Source organism: Clostridium sp. AF32-7AC (assembly GCF_003477925.1).
GTDB classification, from domain to species: Bacteria; Bacillota; Clostridia; order Lachnospirales; family Lachnospiraceae; genus Otoolea; species Otoolea fessa.
In genome coordinates this window covers 26080-44090 of the sequence record NZ_QUEG01000011.1, presented here as the reverse complement: position 1 = coordinate 44090, position 18011 = coordinate 26080, and the positions used below count along the sequence as shown (strand labels likewise).

General features: G+C 48.8%; 18 protein-coding genes. 16 read left to right on the top strand and 2 right to left on the bottom strand.

What is annotated here, in order from left to right:
• Positions 1–117 precede the first annotated feature (117 nt).
• Both DWZ45_RS13090 and DWZ45_RS13085 read left to right on the top strand, forming a co-directional pair.
• Positions 118–540: an HIT family protein gene (locus DWZ45_RS13090; RefSeq protein ID WP_022360422.1), complete on the top strand. Its 423-nt coding sequence runs from the start codon at positions 118–120 to the stop codon at positions 538–540.
• Positions 541–550: 10 nt separating this feature from the next.
• On the top strand, positions 551–1108 hold the full coding sequence (locus DWZ45_RS13085; RefSeq protein ID WP_227589698.1) for an RNA polymerase sigma factor: 558 nt from the start codon (positions 551–553) through the stop codon (positions 1106–1108).
• Between the two features lie 100 nt (positions 1109–1208).
• Here the strand turns inward: DWZ45_RS13085 and DWZ45_RS13080 are convergent, their stop codons facing one another.
• Complete coding sequence (locus DWZ45_RS13080) at positions 1209–2276, bottom strand: undecaprenyldiphospho-muramoylpentapeptide beta-N-acetylglucosaminyltransferase (RefSeq protein ID WP_117796602.1); 1068 nt, start codon at positions 2274–2276, stop codon at positions 1209–1211.
• Positions 2277–2451: 175 nt separating this feature from the next.
• Between DWZ45_RS13080 and DWZ45_RS13075 the strand changes: the two genes are divergently transcribed.
• Together DWZ45_RS13075 and DWZ45_RS13070 are read left to right on the top strand one after the other, a co-directional pair.
• A complete protein-coding gene (locus tag DWZ45_RS13075; protein WP_117796603.1) occupies positions 2452–3294 on the top strand; it encodes a hypothetical protein in 843 nt (280 codons plus the stop codon).
• A 13-nt stretch (positions 3295–3307) separates the two neighbouring features.
• Entirely contained in the window at positions 3308–3844 is a 537-nt protein-coding gene (locus DWZ45_RS13070; RefSeq protein ID WP_117796604.1) for a hypothetical protein, read from the top strand.
• 191 nt (positions 3845–4035) lie between these two features.
• Here the strand turns inward: DWZ45_RS13070 and DWZ45_RS13065 are convergent, their stop codons facing one another.
• Positions 4036–4284 carry a TIGR03905 family TSCPD domain-containing protein gene (locus tag DWZ45_RS13065; RefSeq protein ID WP_022360027.1) on the bottom strand — a complete coding sequence of 83 codons (249 nt, stop codon included), beginning with the start codon at positions 4282–4284 and terminating at the stop codon, positions 4036–4038.
• Between the two features lie 458 nt (positions 4285–4742).
• Here DWZ45_RS13065 and DWZ45_RS13060 point away from each other — a divergent pair, with 458 nt between their 5' ends.
• The 12 genes from DWZ45_RS13060 (at position 4743) to DWZ45_RS13005 (ending at position 17983) form a co-directional block, all read left to right on the top strand.
• Positions 4743–5441, top strand: a complete 699-nt coding sequence (locus tag DWZ45_RS13060; RefSeq protein WP_118469386.1) for a 5'-methylthioadenosine/adenosylhomocysteine nucleosidase — start codon at positions 4743–4745, stop codon at positions 5439–5441.
• A 331-nt stretch (positions 5442–5772) separates the two neighbouring features.
• A complete protein-coding gene (locus DWZ45_RS13055) occupies positions 5773–6858 on the top strand; it encodes a hypothetical protein (protein WP_118469385.1) in 1086 nt (361 codons plus the stop codon).
• A 126-nt stretch (positions 6859–6984) separates the two neighbouring features.
• On the top strand, positions 6985–8334 hold the full coding sequence (locus tag DWZ45_RS13050; protein WP_118469384.1) for a glucose-6-phosphate isomerase: 1350 nt from the start codon (positions 6985–6987) through the stop codon (positions 8332–8334).
• Positions 8335–8762: 428 nt separating this feature from the next.
• Positions 8763–10130 carry an ABC transporter substrate-binding protein gene (locus DWZ45_RS13045; protein WP_117796607.1) on the top strand — a complete coding sequence of 456 codons (1368 nt, stop codon included), beginning with the start codon at positions 8763–8765 and terminating at the stop codon, positions 10128–10130.
• A gap of 213 nt (positions 10131–10343) precedes the next feature.
• Positions 10344–11234 (top strand): sugar ABC transporter permease, encoded by an 891-nt coding sequence (locus DWZ45_RS13040; RefSeq protein WP_022360022.1) that lies wholly within the window; start codon positions 10344–10346, stop codon positions 11232–11234.
• Positions 11224–12048, top strand: coding sequence for a carbohydrate ABC transporter permease (locus DWZ45_RS13035; protein WP_118469383.1), 825 nt, complete (start codon positions 11224–11226; stop codon positions 12046–12048). Before DWZ45_RS13040 ends, DWZ45_RS13035 begins: the two co-directional genes overlap by 11 nt.
• 42 nt (positions 12049–12090) lie before the next feature.
• Positions 12091–13239, top strand: a complete 1149-nt coding sequence (locus DWZ45_RS13030; RefSeq protein ID WP_117796609.1) for an ABC transporter ATP-binding protein — start codon at positions 12091–12093, stop codon at positions 13237–13239.
• Positions 13240–13317: 78 nt separating this feature from the next.
• Complete coding sequence (locus DWZ45_RS13025) at positions 13318–14121, top strand: sugar phosphate isomerase/epimerase (protein ID WP_227589700.1); 804 nt, start codon at positions 13318–13320, stop codon at positions 14119–14121.
• A 150-nt stretch (positions 14122–14271) separates the two neighbouring features.
• Positions 14272–14538 (top strand): hypothetical protein, encoded by a 267-nt coding sequence (locus tag DWZ45_RS13020; protein ID WP_107001749.1) that lies wholly within the window; start codon positions 14272–14274, stop codon positions 14536–14538.
• Between the two features lie 45 nt (positions 14539–14583).
• A complete protein-coding gene (locus DWZ45_RS13015; RefSeq protein WP_117796611.1) occupies positions 14584–15678 on the top strand; it encodes a hypothetical protein in 1095 nt (364 codons plus the stop codon).
• Between the two features lie 215 nt (positions 15679–15893).
• Positions 15894–16493, top strand: coding sequence for a spore protease YyaC (yyaC, locus tag DWZ45_RS13010; RefSeq protein WP_117796679.1), 600 nt, complete (start codon positions 15894–15896; stop codon positions 16491–16493).
• Positions 16494–16684: 191 nt separating this feature from the next.
• Positions 16685–17983, top strand: a complete 1299-nt coding sequence (locus DWZ45_RS13005) for a LysM peptidoglycan-binding domain-containing protein (protein ID WP_117796612.1) — start codon at positions 16685–16687, stop codon at positions 17981–17983.
• Positions 17984–18011: the final 28 nt, after the last annotated feature.

Genomic DNA, 18011 nt, shown 5'->3' with positions numbered 1-18011 from the left:
AAGCCATGGGGATATGCTATAATAAAGGCACTTGACATGGAAGTTTCAAGCCAAGTGACAAAAGAAAATACCGCTTTTCCAGTGAATGGAGAAGCATAGAGAGAAGGAGAGACCGACATGACAGACAAAGAATGTATTTTTTGTAAGATCGCTGGCGGAGAGATTCCATCCTCAACGGTTTATGAAGATGAAGATTTTCGTGTGATTCTGGATTTAGGACCGGCATCGAAGGGACATGCGCTGATTCTGCCGAAGCAGCATTTCAAAGATTTATGTGAGCTGGATCCGGCGATTGCGGCCAAAGCTCTTCCATTAGCTGGAAAGATTGGTGCGGCGATGAAGAAAGCACTGGGCTGCACGGGTTTCAATGTGGTTCAGAACAATGGCATATCCGCAGGACAGACTGTTTTTCATTTCCATGTACACATTATTCCGAGATATGAAAATGGACCGGATATGGTGACATGGGCGCCAGGAAAAGCAACGCCGGAAGAGCTGGCAGAAATTAGCAGCTCCATCCGCGAAGAACTGACGCGATAGGAGTTTGGATATGCACCATGAGAATGAAAAAATGGCGCTTTTTGAAGCGCTTTACAGAGAGTACCTGGTACCGCTGAAGAAATATGCGTATAGAATTGGAGTAGGGTACGATGACATTGAGGATATGGTGCATGAAGCTTTCATTGAATATTACAAGCGCTATTCGTTAGATCTGGATCATAAAGTAAAGTTGGTTTTACTGATCCGCATTTTACGGAGCAAGTGGATCGATAACCGGAGGCAGATGCGGCGCCGCGAGATGCTGCATCTGGAAGATCCGGATGCGGAAGAAGAGATTATGAACCTTCTTTTGGAAGGGGAGATAGGAATTCAGCTTCTGGATCAGGAGGTTATCGATAGGGATATCTATTGGAACGTATGGAAGATTGTCAAATCTATGAAGAAGGACTGGCGGGATGTTTTGATTCTCCGTGTTTTGGAGGGCTTGACGGCGGAAGAAGCCTGTGCGGTTTTGAAAATCAAATCAACGGTATGCTGTACACGTCTTTACAGGGCAAAAGCAGAATTGCAGAAGCGCGTGTTGAGGGCAAAGCTGTTTGATATTTAAAAATCACATCGAAGCAGAGCCGTTTCGAATCTGTCCGATGTGATGATAAGCTTACATATTCAGTGTTTTAGTCTTGTACTATACAAACGTAGCAATGCTACTAACTGCGTGCGCAATCATGAATCAGCCCCATGATGGTTTTGACAGCATTGTTTAAGTGGCTTTCAGACATTTTATCAATGAACTGCTGGCGATTTTTATAGGTCTCTTCGATTGCCTGGCTGAGAGTATCTGCGGTTAAAACTTCTTCTTCCAGAACGGTGCTGAATCCCTGTTTTGCAAAGGAGTTGGCATTTAAGATCTGGTCGCCGCGGCTGGCAGCAGCCGACAGAGGGATCAAAATGTTCGGTTTGCGGAGTGCCAGAATTTCGCAGATGGAATTTGCGCCCGCGCGGGAGATGATCAGATCTGCCGCTGCAAAGAGATGGCGGAGTGGTTTATCCACATACTCATACTGAACATATCCTTCGGTGCCGATGAGAGACTCATCCAGATTGCCTTTTCCGCAGATATGTATTACCTGATAGGTTTTCAGAAGCTGCGGAAGAATGCCGCGGACAGCCTGATTGACCGTGACGGAGCCGAGACTTCCGCCGATGATCAGAATTACTGGGCGATCGGCAGAAAGATGGGCGTACTGGAGTCCCGCCAGACGATCCCCGTGCAGAAGCTCTTCACGGATCGGGGAACCGGTCAGAACCGCCTTATCTTCCGGAAGATATTTAAGTGTTTCCGGAAAGTTGCAGCATACCTTGGAAGCGGCTGGAATACAGATTTTATTTGCCAGTCCTGGGGTCATATCGGATTCATGGATGATGACAGGCACTTTATAATGCTTGGCAGCCAGAACGACCGGAACAGCGACAAAACCGCCTTTGGAAAAGACGATATCCGGTTTGTATTTTTTCATAAGCTTGCGAGCCTCAAAGTATCCTTTCAGAACGCGAAGCGGATCTGAAAAATTCTTAAGGTCAAAATAACGGCGCAGTTTTCCAGATGAGATTCCATCGTAAGGGATGCTGGCTGCCTCGATCAGGCGGCGCTCAATGCCGTTATAAGAACCAATATAGTGAATCTCAAAGTCTTCCTCGCGCAGTGCCGGAAGCAGGGCGAGATTCGGTGTAACATGACCTGCAGTACCACCGCCGGTCAGAATGATTTTTTTCATAGTAGTTTCCTCCACACATCAGCCGCTGGTTACGGTGTGAGGGGACAACCATAACCTGAAAACAACTGTTTTTATGCTTTATCATACCCGCAAAGGGTTACATTTAGTATAGTAAACGGAAAAAAAGAAAAGTCAACCTAAAAGTTAGGACGAGGACAGAGAGGAGGGATAAAAAGTGAGCAGAAGCCGGCGCGGAAAAAAAGCTGGAGAAGATGCAGAGCGCCTGCTGCAGGAAGCGTTTGGAGTCAGCGAAGATCAGCTGTTGAAGGATTTTATCCTTGCACAGACGGAAGTAAAAGACAGCGACATACCTCCAGGATCAGAAGATGGCTTTGAGAGGTTGATGGCAAAGTTAGAAGCGGAGGTGGGAACAAGCCCGGAAAGTGAAAAAGAATCATCCAGCGAGAACATTGTCAAACTGCACGAAGAAGCTCGCAAACCACGCCGGTTGAAATCGATTGTAAAAGTCTCTGTAGCTGCCGCCGCTATCGCAGTGATGGTTGTGGCGATGGGGATTTCGGTTGGGGCGAAGAGGGAGTATCGGTATGTGGTGCGGGAGAAGGACAGTGTACGGAATGAGATTGTCTTAAATAATGTTGAGGCTATTCCTGGAGAGGATGAATTAGATAAAGCATATATAGAAATAACTAAAAAAACAAAGGTTCGTCCGTTGAAACTTGCGTATATGCCTAAAAAGATGAAGTATGTAAAAGCAGATATAGGAGAAACGTGGGTTATAATGTATTTTTCTTATGAAAAATATCGTGTAAAGATATTAGAAGAAGTAGGTGGTACTGGTAATTCTACAAATGTTATATCTGATAGAAAAAAAGAAGAGTATATTTATAATGATTTGTTAAAAGAAAATATTTATTTTGAAAAATCAGAGCTTTCAGATGGGAAATTTGAATATAGTGCTAATATTGTAAAAGGGGATACATACTATCAAATTTCGGGGATAATTCCTAAAAAAGAGTTTAAAAAGATTGTTGAAAATTTATTTTTAGAAAATTATTAGGGGGAAATTTTATATGAGAAAAAAATTATATACACTGATATGTGCAGGAATGATTATAGCTGCAAGTATGATGCAAGTTTATGCAGCAGACACACAGTATATTAATGGAGTTTCGGTTGAAGAGGCGGATTATAGCAATGCTTGTTTATTAAATGAAAATGTTTCGGAGGGAATTGCGAGGGGGATAGAACCAAGGGGAAGTATTATTGATACGGCATTAACAAGAATTAGTAATTTAGGAAAAGGAGATATTGGAATCCTTATTCAGACAGTAGCTCATGTAGAGTGTGATAAAATAAAAAATATTGCAGTTCTGCAAAGAGAAGAGGATGGTAAATGGGTAGAAGTTTCTAGATATATATATGATGCTAGCAAAGAGGATTTTCCAACGGAAGATTTATCAGGAATGTCGAATGATTTTACAGTGAAAAACCAGAAAACAGGATATTATTATAGAGTAGTTGGCGTTCATTATGTAGAGTCAAATGGAAAGGGACAGTCCTTTATGACAAAAACAGAGGGAATCAAAATCACCGAATACGGCGACTAATTCTAAACGGGGACAGTGTTACTAAATTTATATTTGCAACACGAAATAGTATGAAAAAAGCGATCACATAAATACCCCCACCTGCAACCATCCAGGAATTTCTGATTCAAAATTCCAGATGTTTTCAGGTGGGGGTTCTTAAACGGTTTTTCATTATGCCAACAGGCGTGAAAGAATCTCCTCAAAAATTCCTATTTCACGTTCGCTTTATACTCCTTCAACGCCTGTGCCAGCTGATCCGGGCAGGAAGTTGGGCGGAAGCCGCACTGGATGCCTTCGATGCGGGAGATTGCCTCGTCAATATCCATGCCATCGATCAGGCGGGCAACGCCCTGTGTGTTGCCGGAGCAGCCGCCGACGAACTGCACATTCTTTACTTTATTATCTTCTACTTCAAAATTAATCTCACGGGAACAGACTCCCTTTGTCTTGTATGTCATGGTAAAACCTCCTCAAAATGGTATGTGTTTTAATCTGCTGTGGCGGGAATCCACCGCAGTAAAATGATTATAGTCTGCCAGTAAAGGTGTTGTCAAGATAACAAAAATCCAGTATACTTTCTTTTGAGAAGATACGGTGTAACTGTTCATAGGTAGGCACTTTTGGAACCGAAAGTGCCGTAAGAAAACATGGTGGCAGCAGGAATTTGCACAACGTGTGAACTGTGACGATACGGTCGTGTTAAAAAGAATAGAAGGATGAATAATAGAATGTACGCTCGGAGTCTTTTCTGCACTTGCTTTTGCGGCTTATTTTCCGCCAGCTGCACCCGAATTTCAGAGGCGGACGCAACGCCAACGCTTCAGAAATTTGGGCGCAACTGACAAAAAATTATCTCACAAAATCAAGCACAGAAAGATTCCGAGAGTACATTTAGAAAAAACAGGAGGATAAACAGATGTTAGGAATCATCGGAGCGATGGATGAAGAGGTGGCTCAGATCAAGGAGAAAATGACGGATGTTACCGTGACAAGCGTAGCCGGTATGGATTTTTATCAAGGCAAACTGGGCGGAAAGGACGCAGTTGTGGTCCGCTCTGGTATTGGCAAGGTAAATGCAGGTATGTGCAGTCAGATTCTGGCGGATCGGTTCCATATCAGCGCGATTGTGAACACAGGTATCGCCGGTTCCCTGCGTGCAGAGATCAACATTGGCGATATCGTTGTATCGACGGATGCGGTGCAGCATGATATGGATGCGAGCGGATTTGGATATCGGATCGGACAGATTCCGCGTGTAGATACCTTTGCATTTGAGGCGGATGAGAAGCTGCGCGAGCTGGCGATTGAGTGCAACCAGAAGGTCAATCCGGAGATTCGGGCATTTCCGGGACGCGTGGTAAGCGGCGACCAGTTTATCTCGGATAAGGCAAAAAAGGAGTGGCTGATCGAGCAGTTTAGCGCAAGCTGTACCGAGATGGAGGGCGCAGCGATCGCACAGGCGGCATATTTAAACGGAATCCCGTTCCTGATTATCCGTGCTATTTCAGATAAGGCGGATGACAGCGCAGGTATGGATTATGCGGCATTTGAGGCGCAGGCGATCAAGCATTCGGTAAACCTACTGCTTGAAATGGCATCCCGGTATGAGGCATAATGAGTCATAAATATGATTCACAGACGGAATTTTTAACAACCAGAAATTTTGCATGATACGCATTATTAATACCTATTAAAAATCGAATTAAGGCAGAATTTGACGAACGATTTTCCCCTTTCTCATCTTCACAAAGACTCTTTCGGCGGATATAATAAAGCCACGATGCAGGCGGGATTTGACAGGGCGCAAAAAGCAGAATGTGAAAAGCAGAATGCAAAAAGCAGAATGTGAAAAGCAAATTGCAAGAGACAAACTGCGAAGCGCCTAAACCTGACCTGTGGCAAGCCACCCGGAAGTGATCCGGAAGTAGAGAAAGGGGAGCTTTTTTATGCTGGAATTTTTACAAACTGGAAAAGCGCTGTCCGTTCTTGCGGCAATCGGAATGATCGGATTTGTCAGCAAGTTGATTACACGGAGCCTCTACAAAAGATTATTAAAAGAAACTGACAACATGGCGATGACCCGGAACAAGAATCTTCAAAATCTGAAGCAGCGGTTGGAAAATACCTGCCGCCTGGGTCAGAACATCGTGAACACGCAGGCATATCTGGACAAGCAGATTGACGGATTTTCATTTTTACATATTTCGCTGGATGCGTGGAACGGCGTGTCAATGGAAATGGTGCTTTTAGGGCTTCTGACCGGAGCAGCGGAGGCATTTCTGGCATACTGGTATGAGCTGGATGCGAGCTATATTGTGCTGTATGCGTCGGCAGCTGTCATGAGCGGTCTGTTTCTGGCATTTATCGAGAGCTGTTTCCAGATTGACCAGAAACAGCAGCGGCTGGAAACGGCGCTTTTGGAGTATGTGGATAATTCGGTGTTCCTTCGGGCGGCACGTGAGAAGGAGACGCGCGGACAGGAAATGTCCGGAGCTTCTGGAGTATCCGGCGGAATTGCTGGCGTGGACTCGAATGTGCGGGAAATGCCGAAATGGCTGCAGAGTACTCTGCGGGCAGATCGTGGCGTGAGTGGTCGGGATGGTGCTGAAACGGATAACCGGGATCTGGGAGAAACGGAGTTTGAAAAAGGAAAATCGCGGACAGCGATGAGAGTGAATCCGTTCCGTGAGCGGGATGCACGGGCACAGAATCTGATGCGGGCAGTTCGCACTGCACCGCGCGAAGCGGAGGAACGGGACAAGCATGAGACAGATGGGCATCTTACGGATCGCCGGATGGTATCAGGAAATGAAACGGAAAACAATACGGGTCCCAGGCAGGAAGCGAAGGAGCGTCCCGGCGACAAGGAAATGGAGTATTTGAAGCAGAGCCTCGACCAGATTGCAGCAAGCCGGGATACGCGGAAAACACGAAATGGCGAGGCAAATGCGGGTGACTGGATGAAAGGTTTGAGCCGCGAGGAGGCGCAGGTTCTGGGGGATATTATGAGGGAGTATTTATCGGGGTTGTAAATGATGATTCCAACTGAAAACTGGTTGCACACGGGTGTCCAGATTGCTATAATAAAGATAAGTTAAGTTTTTGACAAAGTAATCACGCCGCCTGCGGACGGCTGAAATGCAAAGGAGAGGAAACATATGGGAAAAGATGTGATCTTTGATTATTCAAAAGCAGCTGCATTTATTCATGAGGAAGAGATCGCCGGTATCAAGGCGGGCGTGCAGGCGGCAAGAGAGACGCTGGTAGAAAAGACCGGCGCGGGCAATGATTTCCTTGGATGGATCGACCTTCCGGTGGACTATGATAAGGAAGAGTTCGGACGCATCAAAAAAGCGGCGGAGAAGATTCAGAAGGATTCCGATGTCCTGCTGGTAATCGGTATCGGCGGTTCGTATCTGGGCGCAAGAGCGGCGATCGAGTTCCTGTCCCATAGTTTTTACAATAATCTTCCGAAAGAAAAAAGAAAAACACCGGAGATTTACTTCGTTGGCAACAGCATCAGCAGCAAATACATCCATGATCTGATGGATTTGGTCGATGGAAAAGATTTCTCTATCAATATTATTTCCAAGTCCGGTACGACAACGGAGCCGGCGATCGCATTCCGTGTATTTAAGGAGATGCTGATTGAGAAATATGGTAAAGAAGAGGCAAACAAGCGAATTTACGCGACGACAGACCGGGCGCGGGGCGCACTCAAGAATCTGGCAAATGAAGAGGGCTACGAGTCCTTCGTGGTTCCGGATGATGTTGGCGGTCGTTTCTCCGTCCTGACGGCAGTCGGTCTGCTTCCGATCGCGGTCAGCGGCGCGGATATAGATGCGTTGATGCAGGGCGCGGCAGACGCGAGAAAGAATGCACTGGAGACTCCGTTTGAGAAGAATTCTGCTCTGTTATATGCGGCGGTCCGCAACATTCTGCTCCGGAAGGGCAAACAGGTCGAGATTGTGGCAAACTATGAGCCGAGCCTGCACTATGTATCGGAGTGGTGGAAACAGCTCTACGGCGAGAGCGAGGGCAAGGATCAGAAAGGTATTTTCCCGGCAGCGGTTGATTTAACGACCGATCTTCATTCGATGGGTCAGTTCATCCAGGACGGCGCGAGAATCATGTTTGAGACAGTTCTGGAAGTGGCTGAATCTCCGGCGGAGGTCATTTTGAAGAAAGAAGATGTTGACACGGACGGTATGAACTATCTGGCTGGCAAGAGCGTGGATTTCGTCAACAAGAGTGCGATGAACGGCACGATTCTGGCACATACCGACGGCAGTGTGCCGAACCTGAAAGTGATGATCCCGGCGATGGATGCATACAGCTTGGGACAGCTCTTCTATTTCTTTGAATTTGCCTGCGGCGTCAGCGGATACCTTCTGGGTGTCAATCCATTCAACCAGCCGGGCGTAGAGAGCTATAAGAAAAATATGTTTGCACTGCTTGGCAAACCGGGCTATGAGGAAGCGAGAGAGGCGCTGCTTAAGAGACTGTAGGGGGCGGACATATAAAAAAGTATGCGTTCTGCGGCATTCTCTCCGGCATGTTCCATGAAGGAAACTGCAGCCCGGATATAAACATAGAAAACGGAACATAGAATAAAAAACGCTTTTATCAGCAAAAACTGATAGAGGCGTTTTTTTGTGTAATAGGAAATTCCTTGGAATTCCCCATTACACAAAAAGGCACATTCTTTTATGCCGCAGAACCTCGAAAAAACAATTTTCAAAAATTATAGATAATTTTTACATAAATCACCTCCTGCATTTTACAAACCATCTTTAAGATAGAATCTGGACACAGCACAAGTGATTTGACAGAAGAGAAGCGCGGCAAAGGACTCCCGATCACGATTTTGACATAGATGGCTGGTTCCAAGGTAAGACAGACTGGGAGATGGGACACCGCAGCAGGAGGAGAACGAATGAAGGTAAGTATGAGACGTCTGATGGCGCTTGCGATGGCAGGCACGATGACATTGATGGCAGGATGCAGCCAGGCATCCAGCTCGGCGACAGGAAGCAGCGACACACAGAGCGCGTCCGGAGAGAGCGGGGCAGAGAAGGCGGCATCCGGCGATAAAACGGTGATTGAATACTGGCACTGTAACGCAGAAACCCAGGGAGGTCTGGTCGTAGACGATCTGGTAAAGAAATTTAATGAGGAAAATGATCACATCGAGGTAGTAGCGAAATACAACCCGGATATGTACAAAGGTCTGATGCAGAATCTGCAGGCGGAAGCGGCGACCGGAAATACACCGGCGCTTGTTCAGATTGGCTGGGCATTTCTGGATTATTTCTCCAATAACTTTGACTATGTGGCGCCGCAGGATGCGATTGATAAATTCGACAGCGAGGATGCAAATTTCTTAACCGACAATTTCCTTCCAAATGTCTTAGACCTGGCGGTCAACAGCAACGGCGAGCAGGTCGGAATCCCGTACTCCTTAAGCAGCCCGGTTCTCTACATCAATAAAGATCTCTTAAAAGAAGCGGGCCTTTCCGAAGATGGACCGGAGACCTGGCAGGAAGTACAGGAATTTGCCGAGGCAGTCAAAGAGAAGACAGGAAAATATGGTTTCTATATGCAGGAACCGGCAGACTTCTGGGCGCAGCAGGCATTGGTTGAGAGCGCGGGAGCGGATATGTTGACTGCGGATGCATCCGGCAAGAAAAAAGCAAGCTTTGCAACCGAGGACGGCATTGCGGCAATGCAGATGATGCAGGATATGGTAAAAGATGGTTCTGCCCTTCATGTTTCATGGGAAGAGGGCTGCCAGAGCTTTATCGACGGCAACTGCGCGATGCTCTACACCACCATTGCGAGACGCGCTTCCGTACAGAAGGGGGCACAGTTTGACGTAGCAACCGTGAAATCCCCGCTGTGGAACGACAAGGAGCGCAAGGTTCCGGCAGGCGGCTGTTTCTTAGCCATCACCGCGCAGAGCGACGAGCAGATTCAGGCGGCATGGGAGTTTGAAAAGTATCTTTACAGCGTAGAATCAATGGCAGCATGGACCGAGGGAACCGGTTATGTACCGCCGAGAAAAGATGTGGCAGAGGCAGAAAATGGATTGAAAGATTTTCTGGCTGAGAACACAATGATGAATGCAGCGATTGAGCAGATGGACGGCGTTGTATCATGGACCGCATTCCCGGGCGATGCAGGCCTTGAGGCAGAGCAGCTTCTTCTGGATATGAGAGACCAGATTCTGGGCGGTCAGGTATCTGCGAAAGATGGTATGACGAGCACACAGGATGCGATCAACCAGCTGCTGGATGCACAGTAGGGACAGGCAGCCTGACGCTTGGAACGGCTTTCGGGTGGCAGAAAAATCATTACAAAATTTAGGACAGAAATGAGAATGGGGTTGTTGCGGAATAGCAGAACGTGTTTTGGCAGAATGGACTGCGTGCAGATAAGACGCAGGAAGCGGCCGGAGCGCGAAAGAGCTGTTTGGCGGCAGCCCCTTCATAAAATGCATTGGAATGGAGGAAATAGTTTGAATCGGGAGGACAAAAAACAGGCAGCGCTTGGATATGTTTTTTTGCTGCCGTCGCTCGTCATGTTTGCGGTATTTATGTTTTATCCGCTTTTTTACACGCTGTATTTGAGTTTTTTTGAGTGGAACATGGTAAAGCCGGTCAAGAAGTTTGTGGGACTGGGGAATTATATTTCCGTTTTGAAGGATCCGAATACATGGAAAATCTTTGGCAATACATTCTGGTACATCGTGATTCTTCTGGTGTTTAACTTTGTGATGCCGTACATTTTATCATTCATTCTTTCGTGCGTCATCAAAAAGGGACAGAGTTTTTACAAGGCGGTCTTTTTCCTGCCGAGTGTGATTTCGCTGGTCGTCGGCTCGATTCTGTATACATGGATTCTGAATCCGATTTCGGGTCCGGTCGCGATTGTGGCAGGCTGGTTTGGGCTGAAACTGCCGTTTTGGTCGAAAACGGAGGGCTGGGTCATCGCGGTACTCTGTATTATCACGACCTGGAAGACGTTTGGCTACAATTTCATCAACATCCTAGCGGGCGTCTCCGGTGTCTCAATGGAGGTCATCGAGGCGGCGCGTCTGGAAAATGTGCCGATGTGGAAGATTTTTAAGGATATCGTCGTGCCGATGAGTTCTGCAACTGGAATCTATGTGTTTATTACGACGATCGTGCAGGGACTCCAGTATGTGTTCACGCCGATCAAGGTCGTCACACAGGGAGGACCGAACTATGCCAGTTCGAACCTGATTTATATGTCGTACCATGAGGCGTTTACACTCTATAAAACAGGAACTTCCTCGGCGGTATCGGTCATGACGATGGCACTCTTTATCATTCTTTTGGTGCTGGAATTCCGGTTTGTAGAAAAGGGGGTTTACTATGAAAACTAAAGACAGACAGATCGGCTGGCATCTGTTTCTGGTGGTGGTCGTTTTCCTCCTTCTGATGCCGATCGTATTTGCAATTTCCAACTCTTTCAAGACGATGCAGGAGGCGTTCAACACGGTTTTTCAGGTGATTCCGCTGCATCCGACGCTGGAAAATTATCGGCATGTATTTGACAAACTGCCGTTTGTGAAAATCACGCTGAATACGTTTCTGATCGCATCGACGGTCACGATTTTTAAGACAATCACGGGACTTCTGGCGGCGTATGCGTTCGTCTATTTCCGGTTTAAGGGAAAAGGATTTTTGTATTTTATTATGTTAAGTACGCTGTTCATCCCGTTTACGGTCACGATGATTCCAAATTATCTTCTGATCTCTAAAATCGGTCTGCGCGATCGTATCTGGGGCGTCGCACTGCCGCAGCTGGCGGATGTGCTGGGAATTTTCCTGCTGCGCCAGGCAATGCGTGGAATCCCGCTGGCACTCATTGAGGCGGCACGGATGGAAAATATCCGGCACATGAAAATCATGCGCGACATTGTGATTCCGCTGGTGCGTCCGTCCATCATTTCCACCGGCATCATTTTCTTTATCAATTCGTGGAATGAATATGTGTGGCCGGTGCTGATCTTAAAATCCAAGGAAAATTATACGCTGTCGCTGGCATTGCAGATGTACATCAGCGCCGAGGGCGGTACGGAATTTACGATCGCGATGGCGGTGTCGGTGCTCACGATGCTGATTCCGCTGGTACTGTATATCATTTTCCAGCGCTATATCATCAATACATTTGCGGCGTCTAGATTGAAGGGATAATGGGAGATTGCGCTGGACATAAGAAAGGGATAGATTAATTCAATGAAAAATATTGTATTTGAAAATGTTAAAAAAGCGTATGGCAAAAATGTGGTCGTGGAGGACCTCTGCATGGAGGTAAAGGAGGGCGAACGCCTGATTTTATTAGGTCCGTCCGGCTGTGGAAAATCGACGACACTTCGCATGATTGCGGGACTGGAAAATGTGACCGCCGGAAACCTGTGGATGCGCGACCAGGTGGTAAATGATGTGCCGTGCGGCGAGCGCGGTGTCTCGATGGTGTTTCAAAACTATGCGCTGTTTCCGCATATGAGCGTCAAGAATAATATCATATATGGTTTAAAAGCGCACAAGATGGATGAGAACGAGATCGATGCGCGCTTAAAAGAAGTCCTCAAAATGCTGGAACTGGAAGGGCTGGAGGATCGGAAGCCGAAGGAGCTTTCCGGCGGACAGCGCCAGAGAGTGGCATTGGCGAGAGCCGTGGTAAAGCGCGCCGACTATTTCCTTCTGGACGAGCCGCTGTCAAACCTGGATGCACAGCTTAGGATGCGTGCGAGAAAAGAACTGGTAAAAATCCATGAAATGTACCACCCGACGTTAGTCTACGTTACGCACGACCAGATCGAGGCGATGACGGTTGGCGATCGGATCGCGCTCATGTACCGGGGCAAGATGGAAATGCTCGATACCCCGTCACACGTGTACAATCGTCCGGCAAGCGTGTTCTGTGCGAAGTTTATCGGTTCGCCGTCCATGAATATCGTGGAGGCGGAATATCATAACGGGGCGCTTGTCATCGGGAAGCAGAAGGTAGAACTTCCGGGTATCTGGCAGCGGATCGCCGCGCAGTGCCCGTCGGGACTGCTGTACGCCGGTGTCCGCCCGGAACACGTGATGATGAGCCGCACCCCGCAGGAGCGGTCGATCGAGGGCATGGTCCGTTACGTGGAGGATTACGGAAACCGGTACGGTGTTTATATTCAGGTCGAGGGAGACAAGAACGAGCTGATTGCCATCCGCGAGGGCGAGATTCCACAGCCGGGTGAGAAGGTATACATCCATGTGGAGACGGAAAAGCTGCATCTGTTTGACCGCGGGACGGAGAAATCGCTCGGTTACCCGGAGATGGTGATCCGCGCACAGGAAAAGCTGGCGGTGCCGAAATTGGAAAAGGCGATCGCCCAGTAAGAATAGAGATAATAGAGCGAAAAAAGTGTTTTCAAAACAAGATTATGAACGTATATTTTGAAGAGGAGACATGCAATCATGAGAAAAATTCTTATCAGCACTAATATGTATAAAGGCAGCGAGTTCGGTCAGGTTCTTCCGTATCTCAAACGGTTTCCTGGACAGGTGGGAGTCGAGGTGTTTCCGATGTTTCATGAGGAATGCTTTGAGAAGAACCTGCGGGACGCCATGCCGCTCTTAAAGGAAGTCCCGGTCAGCTTCCATGGTCCATATTATCAGGCAGAGCATTCGGCAGCGGAGGGGACTGTAGAGTATGCGCGCACGATGGAGCTGCTTGAAAAGACGCTTTCGTATGCGAAAGAGCTTTCAAGCAAATATCTCGTTTATCATCACAACAACTGCCGCATCATACCGGGCGAGAAGGAAGACCGCGTCCGTGTTTCCTGTGAAAATTATTACACCGTGAAACAGCTGTGTGAGGAGGCGGGAACCCAGGTGGTCGTGGAGAATGCCGGAGTTCTGGAGCGCGGAAACCGTCTCTTCGATGAGCAGGAATTTATCGATCTGTGCCGCCGGGAACAGTATGCGGTGCTCATCGACATCGGGCACGCCTGGGCGAACGGCTGGTCGCTTAAGCGGGTCGTAAACGCGCTGGCGGACCAGATTGTGGCGTACCATCTCCACAACAACGACGGTGTCCACGACAGCCATCAGAGGATTCATGAGGGAACACTTGATTTTGACTGCTTTTTAAAATTGGCAAAGCAGGCGACGCCGGATGCCGAGTGGGTCATGGAGTATGCGATGGACGTTTCTGGAAATGTGCGGGGGATTGAGGAAGATCTGCAGTTTCTTTTGAAAATGGGAAGTGCTGCACGATGACACAGTGGCAGTGAATTTTGCCGAAAAGCCCCGCCTTGTCAACTCTTAAAAAAGCTGATATACTGGACATAAGATTGTGAGAAAAGATGTCCGGAGAGAACATCCGGACACGGTAAAAATGAAATTTGACAGCGGGAAAGGAACGGCAGGATGTTTCGTCTTTGGGGAAAAATGATGAAGGAAAACCGGATGCTTAGGGATATTGTGATCAGCAACGGTGATTATACAATGTCGAGAACGGCGATGGTGTTTGACGCGATCGACCAGATTTGCTATGCCTTTGATCTGGGGCATCCGGTCTGGCTGGATAAGACGATCGAGGAGTTCAAACGTCACGATAAGGCGCGTTTTACCCAGGACAACTTTATCGAGAGCATCGATTTCGATTATCTGGAGATACAGGTGCTGGAAGAATAAAGGGCAGGCAGCCGTTACAAAAAGACAAAGACCGGGAGGGGCGAGATGGCACAGGCGATAACGGATGTGAAAACATTTCTGGAAGACGCCAGACAGGCAGTGGTGGAGCTGGCGGAGTTTGAAAAACAGGAGGAGACGCTTGCTCAGGAAGAGAAAAAGCGTCTGCGCGTGCTGGAGACGGAGCGGAAAGCGGTGGCGGATGCCGTGAATTCGACCGTGAAAAAGCGCCGGGATGAGATTGAAAAAAGCTATGACGATGAGCTTGGGAAGCTGCAGGATAAGCTGAAACGCACGCGGACACGCCGCGAAAAGGCGAAAAACCAGGGCATCAAGGAGCGGATTAAGGAAGAAACGCAGGAGCTTCACGCGCACAACCGAGAGCTTGCCGTGCGGATGCGGACGCTGTTCCAGTCGGATCGTGTTCCATTTGTCTGCAAAAGCCCACTGTACTATGCGCTGTATTTTCCGAGGGGATTCAAAGAATTTCTGACGGTGTTGATTACCTTTGCGATCTGTTTCCTGTTGATCCCGTGCGGCATCTACAAGCTGCTTCCAGAACAGAAGACTTTATACCTGGCGATGATCTACGGCGTGGATGTGGTTGTTTTTGGCGGACTGTATATCCTGATTGGAAACTGGACGAAGGATCGCCATCTGGCGGCGCTGCAGGAAGGACGTTCGATCCGCAGTCTGATCGCGGCGAACAACCGCAAGATCGCGGTGATCACCTCCTCGATCCGTCGGGATCGCAGTGAAGCGCTCTACGATCTGGAAAAATACGACGATGAGATCTCCCAGATGGAGCAGGATCTGGAGGAGACGGCGAAGAAGAAAAAGGACGCATTAAACACCTTCGAAAATGTGACAAAAACCATCCTGACCGATGAGATCACCAGCAACAGCCGTGCAAAGCTCGAACAACTCAAAGAAGGCCATCAGGAGGTCGAGAGCCGCCTGCACTATACCGAGACGGTAATCAAGGAAAAGAGAATCTTTATCACAGATACCTACGAGTGCTACTTAGGCAAGGAATTTCTGAATCCAGAAAAGTTGGACGCGCTAAAACATATTCTGGATAACAGCACAGCCGTTAATTTAAGCGAGGTCATCGCAGAGTACCGCGAACGCGGCGGAAAGTAAACTGTGGAAATTATTTCATAAAAATAAATAATTAGATATAGGAACAACCAGAAAAAAGATGTGACACCGGGCGCTGTAAAGCTGCCTTCTGTCACATCTTTTTTCGTCCGTGTATATATCCTTCAATTTTCGCATAATTTCCTGCCACCCCGCCTATAATAAAGGTAAAACAACCCCTGTCCAACAGGCAGGGAGAAAACAGGACGGTGTGGGAGATGAACAGACGGGGACGCAGCCGGTTCGGTGGCAGTCCGGAGATATATTACTACAATTCAGCCCGCCGGGACGCGGTGGGAGAGCTGGCAGGGCAGTTAAGTGGGCTGATTCAGGAAGAAATGACCCGAAGGCATAAAAAGAAACTGGTTTTCCTCTGCATCGGCACGGATCGCTCGACCGGAGACAGTCTGGGACCGTTGATCGGATATAAACTCAAACAGGAACGGCGGCGCGGTACGCTGGTATTCGGAACACTTGATCGCCCCGTGCACGCGATGAACCTGGAACATTACGTGCAGGTTTTAAAAAATGGGTACCCGGATGCGTTGGTGGTGGCGGTCGATGCCTCGGTTGGCGATGAAAACCATATCGGCTATGTCACGCTGGGGCGTGGGGCTTTAAAGCCGGGGCTTGGCGTCTGCAAGGAGCTTCACGCGGTCGGAGATCTCTTTATCACCGGGATCGTGGCGGGCTGCAGCCATTACGATCCGATGATGCTGCAGAGTATCCGCCTGGCACTCGTTATGCAGCTGGCAGACTGCATCAGCGCGGGGATCGGGCTTGTCGAAAATTTTTGCCTGGATGCTGCCTCCGTTTGACAAATTTTGCATGCAATCGGCGTTATGATAGGCGGAAAGAAATTCATCATACTCCTGAAATTACGGAAAATCATGTTACTGTATTTGAGCAGGTATTTTCAGCACTGAAAATGCTGCACGGTGCAGCAATCAAATCATGGAAGCAAGTACAGACCCGGTTTCAGGAGAATCTATCATAGCGGGGTGAACATATGGGAGAATATTCTGGTTCCCGCGCAGAACTGCCGAAAAATATCCGGCAGATCGGCGAGCGGGATGAGGTGGTCCGGTTGTATGTGGAGGATTATGTAAACACGTATTTGAAACAGGTATATCCATCCGGCGGACCGGGACTCCGGGTCGGGCTGCTGCTCGGAAATTCGGATCCACAGCAGGAGGTTCCGTGCCTCTTTGTGGACGGGGCGCTGGAGATGGAGGAGGTTGTGCCGTCCGGGGAGAAGATTGTCTTTTCGGAGGCGGCATGGAAAAAGGCATACCAGCGGATGGAGGAGACATTTCCGAAAAAGACCGTGCAGGGGTGGTTTATCTGCGGCGCGCCGGGGTGTATGTTAAGTCCCCTGACCTACTGGCGGCTGCACAAGCAGTATTTCGGTGGGAAAAACCAGCTCATGTACATAAACAGCGGTGTGGACGGTGAGGCGGCATACTATGTGATGTCGGAGGACGGGTTTTACCGTTTGAAAGGATATCATATATACTACGAGAAAAACCAGATGATGCAGGACTATATGATTCTGCGGAAGGACGCCCGCCGGGTGGAGACAGGCACCGGCGATCGGGTGATCCGCGATTTCCGTAACCGGATGGAAGAGCGGCAGCAGGAGGCGGCGTCGCGTTACGGGACGATCCGGGCGCTGGGGACGCTGTGCGGCGTGCTTTCGGTCGCGGTGCTTGCCGGCGGCGTGGTGCTTTTCGGCAATTACCAGAAAATGCGCGAGATGGAGAGTGTGCTGGTATCCGTCCTCCCGGATGGTGTGCGGGGCACTGCGGACGGGAAAGAGGCGGTCACGGTGGAACAGCTCCGCGGTAGTGTGACGCCGCTTGAGAGCAGCGATGTGGATGCAGACGGAACAACAGCGGAAAACGGAGGACAGGCGCATAAATGGACACTTGAGAGCGCGGCGGATGGAGATACAGAGGGCACTGCCATAGCAGGCAGACAGAATGGACAGGCTTCCGGCGGGCAGAGCGAAGAGGACGGAAAAATGGCGGAGACGAAAGCCCCGTACATTTTGCCGGAGCCGGAGGCACAGCGCGACCTGCCGAATCCGGGCGGCAATTCGACGGCGGGACAGGACTATCCGGTCACAAACTTGAAGCCCGGCGGCACGTACACGGTCGGGGACGGGGAGACACTCTATGGGATCTGTTTTAAGCTTTATGGTAATATCCGTCATCTGGACGATATCCTTGCGGTCAACCATCTGACCGATGAAAACCGCATTATCGCAGGGCAGACGCTGGTGCTGCCGGATGTGTCCGGAGAATAGCAAAAAGATAATGCCAAACCATCTAAAA